The organism is Rothia sp. HMSC066G07 (assembly GCF_001814485.1).
Taxonomy (GTDB): Bacteria; Actinomycetota; Actinomycetes; order Actinomycetales; family Micrococcaceae; genus Rothia.
Genome location: NZ_KV816924.1, coordinates 195,037 through 211,688 on the forward strand (window position 1 = coordinate 195,037; position 16,652 = coordinate 211,688).

Genomic DNA, 16,652 nt, shown 5'->3' on the forward strand with positions numbered 1-16,652 from the left:
GGGCACTAATCCGGTATGGGCGAACAGCGAGCGCATCCGGCGCGGTATAACGCTCCCTGTGAATCTCGCTATGGAGGTGCCGTGCGAGCCGACGTTAGAAGCTTTCCCGGCATGCGAATCTGGGCACTCTAATCTGGGTATGTCTGGGCATGCGAAAGGGGCAGGATACAGGTTCTCTGTACCCCGCCCCTTGCGGCTACGTCGCTCAATGCGAACTATTTAGTTAGGAAGTCTTCTCTTCCTCGAAGTAACCCATCTTCGCCAGGTCTTCACTGCTGGTTGCGGTGTTCAGGCTTGCTTCATCCGACCCCTGTGCCAGCTTGGCAAGCTTGCGGTCGCGGCGCTTGTCGTTGATCATGCAGATGCCGATCGCTGCGAAGAAGAAAATCAGCAGCGGCGCCATGAGCACGAACATCATCATGATGTCGCTACCGGGTGCGGTCAGCGCTGCAATCACTGCAACGAGCACGACAACCCAACGCCAGGACTTCAGGATGGTCTTGCCTCGGATGAGGCCGAGCATGTTAATACCGACCAGAATCACCGGGATGATGAAAGCGCAGGAGAACGTCACAACGAACTTCAGAATGAAGGAGATGTACACGCCCGCATCAATGTAGTTACTTTCGTTGACGGGGGTGAACTTCAGCAGCGCGTAGACCACGCCGGGGAGGGTGAAGTACGAAATGGCGACACCGCAGGCAAACGCGAAAATAGATGCGGTGAGGAAGCCGAAGAGATACTTCTTCTCCTTGGTGTGCAGTGCCGGCAGCAGGAATCGCAGTGCCTGGTAGAGCCAGACGGGAGATGCGATGACCAGGCCGATGTACATACCGACCTTAAGCAGCTGGTCGAAAGGAGATGCGACGCTACCGTAGTTCAGGTTTGCTCTGCGGCCGGTTTCTATGTTGATCTGCTGCAGGGGCGCAGAAATCATTTCAATGAAAGGCTGGTAGAGGAAGACCGTACCGATGATGGCTGCGATGATGGTTGCGATAGCCGCTTTGATGAGGCGGTCGCGGAATTCGCGCAGGTGTTCCTTGAGTTCCATGCGTGCTTCAGGATTGATTTTGCGGTTGCGCACGTCCTGGTCGGGTGTTGCCACGTGGTGTCCTCTGGGTGTCGGTGCCGTGTGTGATTCGGCTGAGGGGGTCTGGTGGGGTGTTTATGGGGTGGTGCCGCAAAACCCGTGCCGGCCGGTGGGCTGGCACGGGTTTGGTGCATCGGTGGCGGGACCGTTACTTGGTTTCGGTCTTGCCGTCCTTGCCGTTGTCTACGACCTCAGCGGTGACGACCTCTTCGCCGTCCTTCTCGCGGGGGTCCTTCTTGGAGTCGTTCTTCAGGCCCTCAACTTCGGTCTTGAAGATGCGCATGGACTGACCGAGGCTGCGTGCCATGCCGGGCAGCTTGGGTGCGCCGAAGAGCAGGACGATGAGGAGGATAACGACGATGATGGTCGCGGGGTGGCTGAAAATCTGGCCCATGGTGGTGTGCCTTTCTAGTTAGAGCAGGTCTCCGATGTTTTGAGGTTGGCCGAGTCGATCTCGTCGGGAGACCCGTCGCTTGATCCGCTCAGACCTGCGTGTCTGCTTACCTTGTTCGTAGTTATTGTATGCCTCGGTGATGGGTGTGAATACCCCGAGGGTGGTGTCTCGCGGGAGTTTTCGGCTCGCGTTCGCTTGCGCTGCGTCGAATTGTCCCTCGATTGACTCGACCCAGGTTACGGTTTCGTCAAGGAGTGTGAAACCGCGAGTGAGTGCTTTGTAGGTGAACCATGCCAAATAGAGGAGCGAGCAGATGATGAGCGCGCCCCATAGCAAAATCCAGAACCACCAAGACATGAGCACCATTATACAAGTTTTAGGTTAATGTTTTGGCGCCTTGGAAGGGTTTTTAGGGCGTTTTTGCTTGTGGGTGAAGTTCTATTTTTCTGCGGGCACACCTGCGGGCGCACCCCTGCGGCTACTCGCGTTGAGGGTTTGCAACTGGTCAAGCAGCGCCGCGCGCAGGTGCGCAGGGCCGACCAGTTCGAGGGCACCTCGGTGTGCGATGACGGTGTCGAGGATGTTCTTATCGCCAGCGCCGTGGGCGTTGTTGTAGTAGTGGATGCGCACGTACTGGGTGCGTGAAGCCTTCTTCACGTGGTGGGTGCTTCGACGCATGTACGTTGCAGTGAGAGTATCGAGCGGCTCACCGCTGGGAATGTGCTCGGTCGGGTGAATCTGCAACTCAGCGAACGGGTTGGTCTGAGTGCTGTGCTGCTGAGCGTGCCAGTTTGGCACGGTGTCACCGGTGACCGGGTGGGTACGACCCGCGCCCGCCTCCTGAATGTGGTTGATGCGGGTGAGGCGGAAGTTACGCCAGAAAGTGGGGGTCTTCTCCCCCGCCTCACTATCCGCTGCCTCGCTGTCTGCAACCTCGCCGTTCTCAGCCTCGCCGGTGGTGGGGTGAGCAAAAGCCTCAGACGCCTGCGCGGGCACATACTCGGGCACCTCTTCACCGCGCGCGGCATAGTAGCGTTCCTCAGCGGTACGGCACCACGCATGCAGATACATGTGGTCGCGGTGCAGCACCAACGCATACGGGTCCACCAGGCGGTCCGCGGCACGCTCACCGTAACCAATGGTCACGGCGTTGCCGCTGCTCAGGGCGGCAGTCGCCTCCTGCAGTAGGGGCTCCTGCGGGGCGAAGCACAGGTGCTGCGCATAGAAGGGCGCGTTCGGGTACGCGGCGGCGAGCGCCGCACGGATACTGCCTAGGCGCGCATCCGCTGGGTGCAGAATATCTGCGGCAGAGAGGGTGAAAACGAGAATGGCGAGCTCAGTGTCGGTGAGACGGGCGTAGTTCAGTAGCGTGTTCGGGGTGGCGCCGTCAAAGTCCGGCAGCAGGTTAATGTAGCTGGGCTTGAGGGCGTCCGGGTCCTTGGGGTCTGAGTCGAAGGGTACGGTGTCTACCCGCGCGAAAATCTCGGGGATGATAGTTTTGCCGAGGTCGCGGTTTTTCTCGGTGTCCACGCTGTAGAGGGCGTTGAGCTGGTTCAACGGCATGGGCGCCTCATCGTGGGCGCTCGCCCAGCGGTCAGCACGGTGCAGACCCAGGAGCAGGTCAACAAGGTCGTCGAGGGAGTTGTTGCGGTTGCGCTGGTTGATATCTGCCCAGGTGCCGGGGTCTTCAACTGCGCCGCTGTGCAGGTCGGTGAGGGTGCGCAACAGCTGCTGCTGGGCGGCGTAGCTGTCACGCTGGCGGGTAGATGCAGCCTCCGATTCCTCGGGCGGCTCAATCACGCAGCTGTAGCTGGTCGCCGCCACGGCGCTATCAATCGTGCCGTACGAGGGCACGGTGAAGGGATCCGACAGCGTGGAATCGGCGCTGACCTCCACGACGGACAGGTACTCTTCGTAGCCCTTAATGTCTTCAAGCCAGTTCTTGGCGTTAAACGTCGCATTGATGGGGGTCGAATCAATACGCGAAAGCATCGTGAGCTTCTGAATACGGCTGGCACGGAACGTGTACTCCTTACGCTCCGAGCTCTCAGTGTAGTAGCCGACAAAATACCAGGTGCCGTAACGGTACCCAATACCGGCAACACTGACCTTCTCCTGCACGCGGGTCGCACCGGCAGCCGTCTGATAGGTGAACGTGACCGTCTTACGCTCCGCATAGGCGGTGAACAGCTCATTCAGGTGCGGGTTATCGCTAAAGTAAATACGCTGAAGAGGCTCGCGGTAGGTGTACAGGTTCTTCGCGCGCTGACGCTTGCCGGTCTTCGGCTCCAGAATCTTCGCGGCGGCGAGCGCCTCATCGGTGAGGTTCTCGCTGGTCAGCGCAATCTTACGCAGAATGCGGTAGGCGTCATCCTGCAGTTCGGTGCCTTCCCAGCCGCGCAGGATGGTGTTGATGAGGCGGAACTCCTCAGCGGTGGGGTTCCAGGCGGGCAGCTTAGCGGCGTTGCTGGGTTCGAGGCGGTAGCGCTCTCCCAGGTCCGTGGTCACGTGGGTGATGCGCGCGCCGGCATCACGCAGGGTCTGCTTGGCTCGTTCAAAGGCGCGTTCCTGGGCCTCGCTGAGGGAGCCGTTAGCGCGAGTGCTAATACCGAGCAGGGTCAGTAGCTCGTTGCGGCTGATGCCCTGGGTTCGGGTTGCGGTATCGGGCGCCTCGGCGGCGGTGGCGAGGCGGTGAAGAGTCATGTAAAGCTGAGCTGCGGTGGACATGATTCCATCATACCGTGTGTGTTCCGCGGCACTTACTTTGCGTGTGGAGTGGCTGTGGGAGGGATACGGGAAGATTACGCCGGCATAGAAAGCCCACCGGCACGCGCCATCAACACGCATCCCCGGTACGCAAAAGCCCGGCGCCCCTCCCACAATCGGGAGAAAGCACCGGGCTGTGCGTCTCTGCGCGTCTTACGTGAGAAGCGCGAAAAACGCGAGAACCTGGCTAGTCCTTAGCGGACGTCCAGCAGGTCCACCACGAAAATCAGAGACTCACCGGGCTTAATGACCGAACCAGCGCCGCGGTCACCGTACGCCATGTCGGCGGGAATCTCCAGGCGACGACGGCCGCCGACCTTCATGCCGAGCAGACCCTCATCCCAACCGCGGATAACCTGGCCAACGCCCACCTGGAACGGCAGCGGCTCGCCACGGTTCCAGGATGCGTCGAACTCTTCACCGGTGGAGAATGCCACACCAACGTAGTGGGTGAGCACGCGGGAGCCGGGAACAACCTCAGCGCCAGCACCCTCGATCAGGTCGGTAATGACCAGCTCGGTGGGGGCGTCGCCCTCGGGGAAATCGATTTCAGGCTTTTCGCGGTCGAGGTTACGCTGACCGAAAGACATGGGTGTCTCCTTTGATTGGTTCGACATACATCGAAATAGTGGGTGCGCTCGCCGCCTAAGCCGTATAGGCGGCGAGCGCGGTATAAAAATGTGACGTAAAAACGTGGGTCCCGAAAATATGGGTCCCGGGCTACTGTGCGGTAGCCGAAGCGGTAGCTGCCGGGGTTGCGGTTGCCGAGGCGCTCGCCTCCGCAGCAGCTGCGCTAGAAGCCGCCTGAGCACGCTGCAGGGTCTGCGGGTTCTCCTCCGCGCCCAGAATATCAACAACGAACACCAGAGTGCCCGAAGGCTTGGAACCGCCGGTGTCGTTACCGTACGCCAAATCCGCCGGGATGACTAGCTCAACGCGGGAGCCGACCTTCTTGCCCTTCAGACCCTGAGTCCAGCCCTTGATAACGCCCTGCAGGGAGAGGCCCATCGGGGTGGAAGCGTCATAGTTGCCGTCGAAGACCTTACCGTCGGAGTACTGCACGCCAATGTAACGCACGTACACGGTATCGGTTTCCTTGACCTCGGCGCCCTCGCCCTCAATGAGGTTCTTCGAGACGAGCTCAGTGTATTCCTGCTTGGTGTCGGGCAGCTTAATATCAGCCTTGCCGGTGGACTCATCCAGAGTGAAGGACGGCAGCGACGGGTCAGCCTCAACAGCCTTACCGGTTGCGTACTTGGGCAGCTTCGTCTTCACGGTGTACACCTCAACGTTAGTTGCGGCACCGGGCGAAGCGGTCGTAGTGGTCACGCCCGCGGTGCTACGCTGCTGCAGAACGTTGGTGGTGTACGAGAAAGAACCGCCAACCTTAATCTTCTTCAGGGTTTCGTACACCTGCGGTGCAGCCTGCTTCAGCTGATCGTTAATCGGCAGCAGAATCGGCTCGCTGGAGTAAGTGGAACCGTTAAGCTTGCCGTCGGTGCCGTTGAACACGGCAGCCTCAACGAGCACGTAGTCACCATCGTTGATGGAGTCGCCGTTACCTTCCTCAATCACGTATGCGGAGGGGCTAGAAGCGGCGAAGGGAGTCGCGAAGGACGCCTCAGGCGCAGCGGTCGCGTTCTTCAAGGTGTACTGCACCTTGGACAAATCGCCATTGCTGGACTGTGCGCCACATGCGGACAGTGCGAGCGCGAGAGCTGCCGCGCTGGCACCGAAAATAGTGAGCTTAGAGCGTTTGGTCATAGTGTTATCCTCTGGGGTTTTCTGTGAGAGTGGGGCGTGTGAGTGCCCGTGTGCCACAGAACAGTTTACAGGTATAGGTTTAGCTGTTTTATGCTACGGCACGTAGCTGTGTTCAGGCTGTGTCGCGGCGCGGGGTGCGCCGAGAAACTTTGGGGTGCGAACTTTGGGCGGGAACACGCTGTGCCGTAACGGTGGTGATCTGATGTTTTAGCAGGGTCGTTTAGCAGGGCGGCGGGAATGCCGCCTCCTGATGCTGACGCGCCTTAGACGCCAGCAGGCTCAGCACGTCCTCCAGCTCCTCGCTGCCGGTAGCAAACGGGTCCTTACACACCAGCGTGTGCTGCGGGTATGCGTTGAGCTTCAAATGCACCCAATCCACGGTGAACTGCTCCCCCGCCGCAACCGCCGCATTAATGAAACGCGAACGCTGCAGAGCGCGAGTGTTCGGCGGCTGAGTCTTCGCCGCCTCCGCAGCACCCTCAGGCAGGATGCGCTTGACCGCACCGCGACGAACCAGCGCATGGAAGACGCTACGCTCCGGGTCGATGTCGTGGTACGCCAAATCCAGCTGACGGATGCGGGCGCTCGCATAATCGGCAGGCTGACCAGCCGCGCGGGCGCGGGCAATATACGCATCCAGAAGCTTCTTCTTAATAGCCCAGTCAATCTCAGTGTCGATGCTGCTGTAGTCGCCGGACTCGATAGCGTCCAGGGTGCGTTGCCACAGGTCCAGGGCGTATTCCACGTGGTGGTGGTGCGCGCCGTACTGCTGCACGTACTGGCGTGCCGCATCCAGGTAGTGACGCTGAACGCTCAACGCCGTGTAGTGCTTACCGTCCGTGGTTTCGAAGGTTGCAGTGCCGGTCAAATCGTGGCTGATAGCGCGCAGAGCCGCCGGAACAGACACAATATCCAGGCTCGTGACCGGGAAGCGGTCCTCCAGCATGCGCAGCACCAGGTCGGTGCTGGCAATCTTCAGCAGGGTCGTCGGCTCCGCCATGTTCGAATCACCATTAATGACGTGCATGCGGCGGAACTTCGAAGCGTCCGCGTGCGGCTCGTCGCGGGTGTTAATGAGCGGGCGAGCGCGCGAGGTTGAGGTGGATGCCGCCTCCCAAATATGGTCGGCACGCTGCGAGAACGAATACGAGGGCACACCCGTGCAGGACGCCGGGTCGGTCGAACCGGGCACCGGGCCACCGTTCGGGTGGGTCTTACCGGCACCAACCAGAATCTGGCGGGTCACCAGGAACGGCACGAGCTGCTTAATCAGGTCGTTGAACTGCAATTTGCGGCTGATCAGGTAGTTCTCGTGGCTGCCGTAGGAGTTGCCCGCCGAATCCACGTTGTTCTTGAACAGGTACAGTTCACCGTCGAGGGGGCGGCCCTCCGCGCCTGCGAGCAGGCGCTTGCGGGCGGTACGCGCCAGATCAGCGAAAAGCAGCTCACCGGCGCGTTCCTGCGCGAGTAGTTCGTCAATGTTGCCGCATTCGGCGGAGGCGTACTCGGGGTGCGAACCCACGTCAAGGTAGAGCCTACCGCCGTTGGGCAGGAAGACGTTCGTTGAACGCCACTGATCCAGGACGGGCTTGAAAAGGGTGGCGGCGGACTCTTCGATGCTCAGCCGACCGAGCCCGTGCGGGACGTAGCTGAGCCCGAATTCGCTTTCAATGCCGAAAATACGGTGTTCCATGATGCTGACCCGGCGCGCAGGTGCGCCGGTTACTCGCCGCCCTTCTGGACGAAGCCGGTGACGAAGTCTTCAGCGTTCTCAGCGAGCAGGCCGTCAATTTCGTCGAGCAGGTCGTCGACCTCGCTCACGTCAGAGACAACGTGGGAGGCGGCGAGGGTCAGTTCCTGCTCCTGCTCGGCTGCGGTGGTTTCGGTCTGCTGTGCGCTGATGCGTTCGCGGCTCATGGTTCTCTCCTCAAGGGGTTTTCGGTTGTGGACAAATAAGTTTTTAGTGGGGTCGGGTGCGGGGTGTAAGGGTTTTGGTACCCGGATTCTCCTGCACCCTAACTGTGGGTTATGTGGTTTTTACTCTTCCGAATGGGGGTATTCGCCCCGGGGAAGAATATGAGTTTATGTGGGTTTGCGGCTGTGAGGCGCTACTAGCGCAGGCGGTTCAGCAACTCATCCGAATGGTTCACCTCATCCAGCAGCGGCTCCACCTGGGCGGCACCGTACCGGGTCGGCTCCATCATCATAAAACGAGTCAGATCCTTCGAATACCTGCCGCGGCAGGACACCGTATCCCAGTTAATACCCAGAATCTCCTCCGGCCAACGCGCCATCAACGTGCCACGCAAAAACGCGCGCGTCTCACGCGGCGGCTCGGTCGTCGCACGCTCAATCTGCTCCGCAGAGAACAGCGTGCGCATGCGGCCACGCGACACCAGACGGTGATACAGGCTCTTCGACGGGTCAATATCAGCGTACTGCAAATCCAAAGCCTTCAACTTCGGATTCGCATAATCTACGCCCTGAGCGACATACCCGCGCACCAGCGCATACTTCGCCACCCAGTCCAGACGATCCGCCAGCGAGAGCGGGTTGGTTTCCAAGGCGTCCAGAACCTCGCCCCACAGATCAAGAATCTGCGCGGTCGCAGCGTCCACGCCCGCCGGGTTTGACTCCTCATGCGCACGGGAGGCCTCATAGTAGGCGCGCTGAATCTGCAGGGCACTCGCCGAACCACTCGTGGACACCGGGTTCGGCAGAGTCGCCGAAGACGGCGCCAGCGGCAGCTGAACCGACAGCGACAAATCGTGGCTGACCGCGTGCATCGCCGCCACCGGATCGGACAGGCGCACACCCGGCAATACCGGAGCCTGCTCGCTGTGCGACTCAATCAGGTTCATCACCAGCGCCGCCGTACCAAACTTCAACAGGTTCGAATAGTGCGACAGGTTCGCATCCGCCGGAATCACGTGCAGGCGGCGGTACTTCGACTCGTCCGCATGCGGCTCATCGCGCGTATTCACAATCGGACGGCGAATCGTGGTCTCCAGACCAATCGTGCGCTCAAAGAAATCAGCACGCGAACTAATCTGGAAGCCAGGAACCTCACCGTGCGTACCAATACCCACACGGCCCGCACCCGTAAAAATCGCGCGGGTCGCAAAGAACGGCAGGAGCGCATCCGCAACCTGCTCGAACGGAACATCACGGCTGATCAGGTAGTTTTCGTGGGCGCCGTATGACTGGCCCTTCGAGTCGGTGTTGTTCTTGTACAGCTTCACCTGCGGCAAATCCTGCGCGTGATTGCCCAGCTCCACCAGCGACTCGTACGCCAGCGCGTCACCGGCAGCGTCATAGAGCACCGCGTCGGCGGGGGTCAGAACCTCCGGCGACGAATACTCCGGATGCGCATGATCCACATACAGGCGCGCGCCATTGGGCAGAATCGCGTTCATGGTCACGCGGTCCCAGTCCAGACGCTCCGGGAAACCACCGCGGCCGTGCACACCGGCGAGCGCATCCAGGGCGCTACGCGGCTCGGCGGGCTCACCCAGTGCCTGCACACCCGCCTCACGCATAATCTCCAGGGCGATATCTTCGCTGGTCAGCTCGGTGCGGGTGTGCGTCATCTGGCTTGAGTGGGCGGTGGATGCGTCCTGAACCTGACCGAACGCGTCACGCAGCGGCGACTCAGACTCACCCAGCCACTGACCCTCAGGGGTGGCGGTCGAGTAGTTCTCTGCCTGGCGTGCCTGCTCGGCGGTCAGCTCATCCGCCAGGGCGCGGCGCTGCAGCTGCTCGCGGAAGGCGGCGCCGCGGCGGAAGGCGAGCTTGGCGTAGGTGTTGACCACCAGTGCCGACAGCACGGTCGGGTTGGTGCCCGGCGCGGAGGGGGCGATGACGCCGTACTCGGTTTCTGCACCCATAATGCGGTGCACGCCGTAGCTGGGGGTGGAGTTCATGGGGTTCTCCTGAAAAAATCTATACCATCTAAAGGCTTTGGACCTGCGGTAATGCCGGTTGTATAGCGGGGTAAGCGCGAGGTGTGGGCTGAGTGCGCAGGTTAGCGGGTGCGCGCCGTCCGACTCATGGCGCGGGCGCTCGGTTTAGCGCGGCGGCTCCACCGACACCAGACGGCCACGTACACCGGCAACGGTGAGCGCGTCCTCAATATCGGGCAGCGGCGGCAAATCCACCTGATCCTCAAACTCGGCGCGTACCGCCTCCAGCAGGTGACGGGTACCAATACCCACACTCGAAGCGTCCGCACCGGCGGTCAGCGCCTGCAGCTGCTCCTTAATCGCCGCCTTCTTTGCGCGATCCACAATATTGCGAATCACCGCGCCCGAAGCGAAATCGCCGCGGTACAGCGTGTGAGTGGACAGGTTCGCGCTCGCACCAGAACCAACGACCATGGAAGAATCCACGGTCGCCACAGCGTACGCCGTGGAGGGGGTACGCGCGTACAGCTGACCTGCCGCCGCCGCAATCATCGCGGTCAGGGCGGCGCGGGTCGAACCGGCGGCTGCCACCTCCGCAGCGTCCAGGGGCAGGTCCTCGGTCAGGTACAGGCCGAAAATCTCTGCCGCACCGGCGGCGTCCGGGCGGTTAATGCGGATCTTCAGGTCGAGTCGGCCCGGGCGCATCACCGCGGCATCGATGAGGTCTTCACGGTTGGTCGCACCAATGACGATGACGTTCTGCAGCGACTCCACACCGTCAATTTCGGCAAGCAGCTGCGGCACGATGGTCGTCTCAATATCGGAGGAACGACCCGAACCGCGCATACGGAACAGCGACTCCATCTCGTCGAAGAACACGACAACCGGGTGGCCCGCCTCCGCCTTCTCACGGGCGGCCACGAAAATATCGCGGATCTGACGCTCGGTCTCGCCCACGAACTTATCGAGCAGCTCGGGGCCCTTAATGTTCAAGAAATAGCCGCGAGTAGCCGAACCCGGGTTCAGCGCAGCCGCACGAGCCGCCAGGGAATTCGCCACAGCCTTAGCAATCATGGTCTTACCGTTACCGGGAGGACCGTACAGCAGAATACCCTTGGGCGGCGCCAGGTGGTAGCGCTCAAAAATCTCGGGGTGCAGGTACGGCAGCTCCACCGCGTCGCGAATCTGCTCAATCTGTGCGCCCAGGCCACCAATCTGCTCGTAGGTGACGTCCGGGATCTCTTCCAGAACCAGTTCCTGCGAGCGGGAGGCGGGAACCTGCGAGGTCAGCATGCGGGTGCGCGTGTCAAGGGTGACCGCGTCACCGGTGCGCAGCTGCTCAATGTCGAGGGAACCAGCCACGCGCGCCACCTGCTGAGCACCCGAGGACGTATCAACCAGCACGCGCTGCTCATCCAGCACCTCACGCACGGTCACCACGTCACCGAAAGGTTCGGTGTCTAGGGCAACGACCGCCTCGGTCTTGTCGTTGAGTAGCACGGTCATGCCGGGGGTCAGCGTGGACAGGTCAATGAGCGGGGACACGGGAATACGCATCATGCGGCCGCTCACCTGAACATCCAGGTAGGTGTCAATCTCGGCGGGGGTCTTATCGTCCGCGACCTGCTCGTAGGTCATGGTCTGACCCTCATGCACCGCCAGCACAATTGCCGAATTCAGCGGCGGCATAACGTTCTGCGACAGGGACGCGCGCAGACGCTCCACCTGGTAGCGCATGCTGGTGATTGCCTCAACGAGCTTGCGGTTCTTCTCCCCCGCACCACGAATCTGTCGGCTCATATTGTCGCGGGTTGCCTCCGCCGCGGAAAGTCGACGCAGCACGGCGTCATACTCCTGCGCGCTGACGGGCTGACTGCCGGGCAGGGAGGTCGACCCGAAAGCAGCCGAGTAGTGCGGTGCCGCGCTGGCTGCACTGTGGGCGGTGCCGTACTGGGGGGTTCCTGCCTGATCTGCAGATTCGTGGGTGGACACGGTAGCTCCTTTAGCTGTTCGTCCTTGTCGGCGGCTACTCGGTGCGGGTGGTTGGGCACAGTGAGTAGCCTGGTGAGTGCACTGCGGGGGCTCCAGGCAACGCCCGTGCCCCCGCAGGTCAAAGGTGGTTCAAATTATTCGGCGGATTCAGTCGCCTCAGCTGCTGCGCTGTCGTTTTGCGCGGTACCGTTCTGTTCGAGCGCAATCTCGTTCGCGCGTGCGGCGTGAGCGGCAAGGTTCTTCGCATCGCGGGCTGCGCGGCGAATCTTCTTATCGGTCACCTCACGCTCACCCACGTTCATGGGAATCCACGCGTTCATATCCTCTTCAGAGAAATCAGTCTTGGACGCGCGACGCTTCGGTGCCAGACGCACCGCACCGTCAGCCAGGCGACGAGCCACGACCAGGAACGCGGTGTGTGCAACCATGCGGTGGTCGGGGCGGACCGCCAGGCCCTCCACGTGCCAGCCGCGCACAATGGTTTCGTCGCATTCGGGTTCGGTGAAGCGGCCGTCCAGGCGCATGCCCTCAACCAGGCGGGACATCTGGGTCACGGTCGCAACGTAGCAGATGAGCACGCCGCCGGGTGCGAGCGCCTCCGCTACAGCGTCCAGGCATTCCCAGGGTGCGAGCATGTCGAGTACGACGCGGTCGACGCTGCCGGGCTCTTCAACCTGCGGAAGGGTGTCCTGCAGGTCGCCGATGCTCAGCTTCCACGCCGGGTGGGGTCCACCGAACATGGTTTCGATGTTGCCGCGGGCGACGTCTGCGAACTCTTCACGACGTTCGAAGGAGTGCACGCAACCGTAGTCGCCGACTGCACGCAGCAGCGCGATGGACAGTGCACCGGAGCCGACGCCGGCCTCGACGACGCGTGCGCCGGGGAAGATGTCTGCCTTGACGATGATCTGGGCGGCGTCCTTGGGGTAGACGACGGCTGCGCCGCGCGGCATGGAGAGCACGAAGTCCTTGTAGAGGGGGCGCAGCGCCTGGTAGAGGATGCCGTGAGTGTTGGCGATGACGGTGCCTTCGGGTGCGCCGATGAGGTCGTCGTGCTTGAGGAAGCCCTTGTGGGAGTGGTATTCGCCGCCTTCGGCGAGGGTGATGGTGGTGATGCGGCCGCGTTCGTCAGTGATTTGGACGCGCTCGCCGGGGCGGAAGGGGCCGCGGCGGTTGATTGCGCCGGTAGGGGTGTGGGTGCCGCTGCTCACGGGGTGGTTCTCCTCGGGTTTGGGTCAGTCTGTGCTGTTCGCCGTCGCGGCGAACTGTGGACGGAAAAAATCCTTTTCTATTTTAGCGGAGTCTGCAAATCGGCTGTGGCGCATTACCCCGCGGGCGTGATAACCAGTCATCGGGTTCTACAACCGGTTAAACGCAAAAGGGGTGGGTGACCCTGGAGTTATTCCAGAGTCACCCACCCCTTTTGTTGCCCTCAGAAGCCCTACGCTTCCTTCTGCGCCTCGTACGCGCGAACCTCAGCTAACATCTCTGCGGCAAGCGCATCGACCGTCTCACGGTCATACGGGCGAAGAGCGTACAGCTCCTCCATAACCGACGAAGCCATCTTAGAGGACCACGCCCAGGCGTGCCGCCAGGATGTCACGCACCAGCGCGCCACCACCGACGGTGGTGTCCGCCAGAGCCTTCACAGCCCACGCATCCACAGCAGCCAACGCCGCCGGAGCGTTCAGGTCCTCGCCGAGCGCCTCACGCACAGCGGCCAGTAGCTCAACCGCCGCCTCATCGCTCGAACCCTCACGGCCCTCAGCCATCGACACCGCGTGACGGTAAGTGTCCAGGCGAGCCTTCGCGTGCTCCAGCAGCTCATCAGTCCAGAACCAATCCGAACGGTAATGCTGACCCATAATCGCCAGACGCACCGCGTTCGCATCCTCACCGGCTGCACGCAGACGCGAAACCAACACCAGGTTGCCGCGGGACTTGCTCATCTTGTGGCCGTCCAAACCGACCATGCCAGTGTGCGCGTAATGCTTAGCGTGCGGGCGCGCAGACACAGCCCACGAATGGCCCGCACCCAAATCGTGGTGCGGGAACATCAGGTCGTTACCGCCAGCCTGCACGGTCAGCGAACCATCCACAAAACGGCGGGCAATCATGGTGCACTCGATGTGCCAGCCGGGGCGGCCCGCGCCCAGCTCGCCGGCATCCCAGCTCGGCTCGCCCTCACGCTCAATACGCCACAGCAGCGGATCCAGTGCGTCACGCTTGCCGGCACGGTTCGGGTCGCCGCCGCGCTCAGCGAAAATCTCCAGCATCTCATCACGGCTCAGGTGACAGACCTCACCCGGCGCCCACGAGTAGCCCTCAGCGTTCGCAGGCAGCTCATGCACAGCCTTCAAGTCCAGGTACACGTCACCGTCAGGATGCACCACACCCTGCTCATCCGTGAAACCGGGCACGCGGTACGCCAGGCCGCGGCGCAGCAAATCCTCAATCAGCGGGAACATCCACTCAATGGACTCCACCACACCCACATAGTACGCAGGCGGAATCACGTTCAGCGCCTTCATATCGGTGCGGAACAGCTCCGTCTGATCCTCAGCCAGCTCACGCCAATCCACGTTCGTGGCGGTCGCACGCTCCAGCAGCGGGTCATCCACATCGGTCACGTTCTGCACGTACGTCACCGGCACGCCCGCATCCAGCCAGGCGCGGTGCAGCAAGTCAAAAGCAACATAGGTGGAGGCGTGACCCATATGCGTTGCGTCGTACGGGGTGATACCGCAAACGTACAGGCTCGCTGCCTTATCCTCCTGAACCTGAACAATCTCACCAGCTGCAGTATCAAAAATGCGCGGCAGCGCAGCCTGACCGGGCAGAGTCACAGAGGCCGGAGCATCCCAAGCTCGCATGGGTTTCCTTTCCGTAAAAACGCCCACACCCGGTGGACGCGCCACACCCGCCGCCCAACCTCAGAGCATGCGGGTGCCAAAAAATCTACTCTAATAAGAATACCCGCCCGTGAGAAACTCACGGACGGGTATGTCATATCACGCTGAGGGCTAAAGCCTTAGAACGCCGAAGAAGTAGCGTTCAGAACGCCAGTGCCCAGACCAACGAAAATCAGGATACCGAGCGCAATGCGGTACCAGATGAAAATGCCGTACGACTTCGACGACACGTACTTCAAGAACCAGCCAATCATCAGGTAACCCACCACGAACGCGACCAAAGTCGCCACGATAGTCGAGGGAATACCGTAATAGCCGGTCGCCTCCTCGCCGGTGACCACCTTGAAGGTCTTGTACAGACCAGACATGAACACGGCGGGCATGGCCAGCAGGAACGAGTAACGTGCCGCAGCCTCACGGGTGTAACCCATGAACAGACCCGCAGTAATCGTACCGCCCGAACGGGAAACACCCGGGATCAGCGCCAGCGCCTGTGCGCAACCGTACAGCAGGCCGTGACGGAACGTCAGGTCCTTCAGCTCACGCTGCTCGCGGCCGAAACGGTCCGCAAGACCCAGGAACACGGCGAACACAATCAGCATGGTCGCCACAATCCACAGGCTGCGGAACTGGGTGTCAATGTAGTCTTCCAGCAGCAGGCCCAGAACGCCGATGGGCAGGGAGCCAATAATAATCAGCCAACCCATGCGGGCATCCGGGTCATTGCGCGGTACACGACCGGTAAGAGTGCCAAACCACGCCTTCACAATGCGCACAATATCGCGCCAGAAGAAGATCAGAACCGCAGTCTCAGTACCCAGCTGGGTGATTGCGGTAAACGCGGCGCCCGGGTCAGCCTTCTCCGGCAGAATCTGACCAACAATGTTCAGATGCGCCGATGACGAAATCGGCAGAAATTCGGTAAGGCCCTGAACAAAGCCCAAAATAATCGCTTGAATCCATTCCACGCATTCAAGGATACAGGAGGCGCACCCGCCCGGAGCGGTTCGCCGAAGGTGATGTGGAACCTCCGCAAACCGCCCCGTCCACACTGTGAAACGCTCAGGGTGCCGTTTCAGGAGGTACACCGCGGTGCAACCGGGGCTTATCCACGGCTCATCAACGGTTCATCTACGGCTCAAAGAGACCGCGCAAACACCTCAAATACGCGCTCTCCGGCGCGGCGAAGGCGCATCAGCGGCGCGTTCTCCGGTGCAAGCGTACTAGCCGCACGACCAGTCAAAAACACCAGTCTCAAAATCAAAAACAGCGCTACCGCACCCAAAATTCAGCACATCAAACTCATCGAACTCAATATAACGAGCCGTCAGACCCTCCGGCAGAGCCTGCGCATAAAAATGAGTGCCACCCAGGTGAGTACCCACCGCAATTAGCGGCTTCGCCCACTCAAACCACGCCGAATCCTCCGCGTCCCAATCAAACGGACTCAGATAACCAGTCTGCGGGTCAACATTCTCAAACACATCACTGGGGACCTTACCGGCATTCGGATCATCCGTCGGAACCCACCCCACAAGAGCAGGCTTACGGTCCAGCGGCTGCTGACGATCCGCCAAAGCCCAGGCGCTGAAGCTCTCCTCCTCACCACGATGCTCACCGGGTCGGCGCACATCCTCAGGCGGCTGTGTACGGGAGGAGAACTCCTCCTCATTCAGGTACAACACCGCAAACTCGGCATCCAAAATATCGCGCAACAACAACTGGTACGGATGCACCCGAGCCTGCGCATACTGCACCTCAAACGGGTCATCACTTGCAGCATTCGTAGCTTTTCATGAGAGTTCCTCCCAGCAGATTATTCGCCCCACAGC

At 61.2% G+C, this 16,652-nt stretch carries 14 protein-coding genes; all 14 read right to left on the reverse strand.

The window, feature by feature from the left end:
• Nucleotides 1-223: 223 nt before the first annotated feature.
• Complete coding sequence (tatC, locus tag HMPREF2971_RS04510) at nucleotides 224-1,105, reverse strand: twin-arginine translocase subunit TatC (RefSeq protein ID WP_012903535.1); 882 nt, start codon at nucleotides 1,103-1,105, stop codon at nucleotides 224-226.
• Between the two features lie 133 nt (nucleotides 1,106-1,238).
• Nucleotides 1,239-1,484, reverse strand: coding sequence for a Sec-independent protein translocase subunit TatA (gene tatA / locus HMPREF2971_RS04515; RefSeq protein ID WP_005506024.1), 246 nt, complete (start codon nucleotides 1,482-1,484; stop codon nucleotides 1,239-1,241).
• Nucleotides 1,485-1,922: 438 nt separating this feature from the next.
• On the reverse strand, nucleotides 1,923-4,211 hold the full coding sequence (locus tag HMPREF2971_RS04525; protein ID WP_070691599.1) for a WYL domain-containing transcriptional regulator: 2,289 nt from the start codon (nucleotides 4,209-4,211) through the stop codon (nucleotides 1,923-1,925).
• 233 nt (nucleotides 4,212-4,444) lie between these two features.
• Nucleotides 4,445-4,840, reverse strand: a complete 396-nt coding sequence (locus tag HMPREF2971_RS04530) for an FKBP-type peptidyl-prolyl cis-trans isomerase (protein WP_005508667.1) — start codon at nucleotides 4,838-4,840, stop codon at nucleotides 4,445-4,447.
• Nucleotides 4,841-4,970: 130 nt separating this feature from the next.
• A complete protein-coding gene (locus tag HMPREF2971_RS04535) occupies nucleotides 4,971-6,014 on the reverse strand; it encodes an FKBP-type peptidyl-prolyl cis-trans isomerase (protein ID WP_070634057.1) in 1,044 nt (347 codons plus the stop codon).
• 220 nt (nucleotides 6,015-6,234) lie between these two features.
• Nucleotides 6,235-7,707: a Pup--protein ligase gene (gene pafA / locus HMPREF2971_RS04540; protein WP_070687792.1), complete on the reverse strand. Its 1,473-nt coding sequence runs from the start codon at nucleotides 7,705-7,707 to the stop codon at nucleotides 6,235-6,237.
• A gap of 29 nt (nucleotides 7,708-7,736) precedes the next feature.
• The gene (locus tag HMPREF2971_RS04545) at nucleotides 7,737-7,931 is read right to left on the reverse strand and encodes a ubiquitin-like protein Pup (RefSeq protein ID WP_005506016.1); all 195 of its coding nucleotides are present in this window, start codon (nucleotides 7,929-7,931) and stop codon (nucleotides 7,737-7,739) included.
• Nucleotides 7,932-8,125: 194 nt separating this feature from the next.
• Entirely contained in the window at nucleotides 8,126-9,937 is a 1,812-nt protein-coding gene (dop, locus tag HMPREF2971_RS04550) for a depupylase/deamidase Dop (RefSeq protein WP_070691600.1), read from the reverse strand.
• A gap of 144 nt (nucleotides 9,938-10,081) precedes the next feature.
• Nucleotides 10,082-11,908, reverse strand: coding sequence for a proteasome ATPase (arc, locus tag HMPREF2971_RS04555; protein ID WP_070678366.1), 1,827 nt, complete (start codon nucleotides 11,906-11,908; stop codon nucleotides 10,082-10,084).
• Between the two features lie 134 nt (nucleotides 11,909-12,042).
• Nucleotides 12,043-13,119, reverse strand: coding sequence for a tRNA (adenine-N1)-methyltransferase (locus tag HMPREF2971_RS04560; protein WP_070543518.1), 1,077 nt, complete (start codon nucleotides 13,117-13,119; stop codon nucleotides 12,043-12,045).
• Between the two features lie 230 nt (nucleotides 13,120-13,349).
• Complete coding sequence (locus HMPREF2971_RS09440) at nucleotides 13,350-13,472, reverse strand: hypothetical protein (RefSeq protein WP_256370683.1); 123 nt, start codon at nucleotides 13,470-13,472, stop codon at nucleotides 13,350-13,352.
• A gap of 1 nt (nucleotide 13,473) precedes the next feature.
• Nucleotides 13,474-14,781, reverse strand: a complete 1,308-nt coding sequence (gene mshC, locus HMPREF2971_RS04565) for a cysteine--1-D-myo-inosityl 2-amino-2-deoxy-alpha-D-glucopyranoside ligase (RefSeq protein ID WP_070691601.1) — start codon at nucleotides 14,779-14,781, stop codon at nucleotides 13,474-13,476.
• Between the two features lie 158 nt (nucleotides 14,782-14,939).
• A complete protein-coding gene (locus tag HMPREF2971_RS04570; RefSeq protein ID WP_070691603.1) occupies nucleotides 14,940-15,788 on the reverse strand; it encodes an undecaprenyl-diphosphate phosphatase in 849 nt (282 codons plus the stop codon).
• A gap of 255 nt (nucleotides 15,789-16,043) precedes the next feature.
• Entirely contained in the window at nucleotides 16,044-16,577 is a 534-nt protein-coding gene (locus HMPREF2971_RS04575) for a hypothetical protein (RefSeq protein WP_246825041.1), read from the reverse strand.
• Between the last annotated feature and the right edge of the window lie 75 nt (nucleotides 16,578-16,652).

Excerpts from the sequence above, each read along its gene's own strand:
- tatA (WP_005506024.1), bottom strand. The coding sequence starts at position 1,484 with ATGGGCCAGATTTTCAGCCACCCCGCGACCATCATCGTCGTTATCCTC.
- HMPREF2971_RS04525 (WP_070691599.1), bottom strand. The coding sequence starts at position 4,211 with ATGTCCACCGCAGCTCAGCTTTACATGACTCTTCACCGCCTCGCCACC.
- HMPREF2971_RS04530 (WP_005508667.1), bottom strand. The coding sequence starts at position 4,840 with ATGTCTTTCGGTCAGCGTAACCTCGACCGCGAAAAGCCTGAAATCGAT.
- HMPREF2971_RS04535 (WP_070634057.1), bottom strand. The coding sequence starts at position 6,014 with ATGACCAAACGCTCTAAGCTCACTATTTTCGGTGCCAGCGCGGCAGCT.
- pafA (WP_070687792.1), bottom strand. The coding sequence starts at position 7,707 with ATGGAACACCGTATTTTCGGCATTGAAAGCGAATTCGGGCTCAGCTAC.
- HMPREF2971_RS04545 (WP_005506016.1), bottom strand. The coding sequence starts at position 7,931 with ATGAGCCGCGAACGCATCAGCGCACAGCAGACCGAAACCACCGCAGCC.
- dop (WP_070691600.1), bottom strand. The coding sequence starts at position 9,937 with ATGAACTCCACCCCCAGCTACGGCGTGCACCGCATTATGGGTGCAGAA.
- HMPREF2971_RS09440 (WP_256370683.1), bottom strand. The coding sequence starts at position 13,472 with ATGGCTTCGTCGGTTATGGAGGAGCTGTACGCTCTTCGCCCGTATGAC.
- mshC (WP_070691601.1), bottom strand. The coding sequence starts at position 14,781 with ATGCGAGCTTGGGATGCTCCGGCCTCTGTGACTCTGCCCGGTCAGGCT.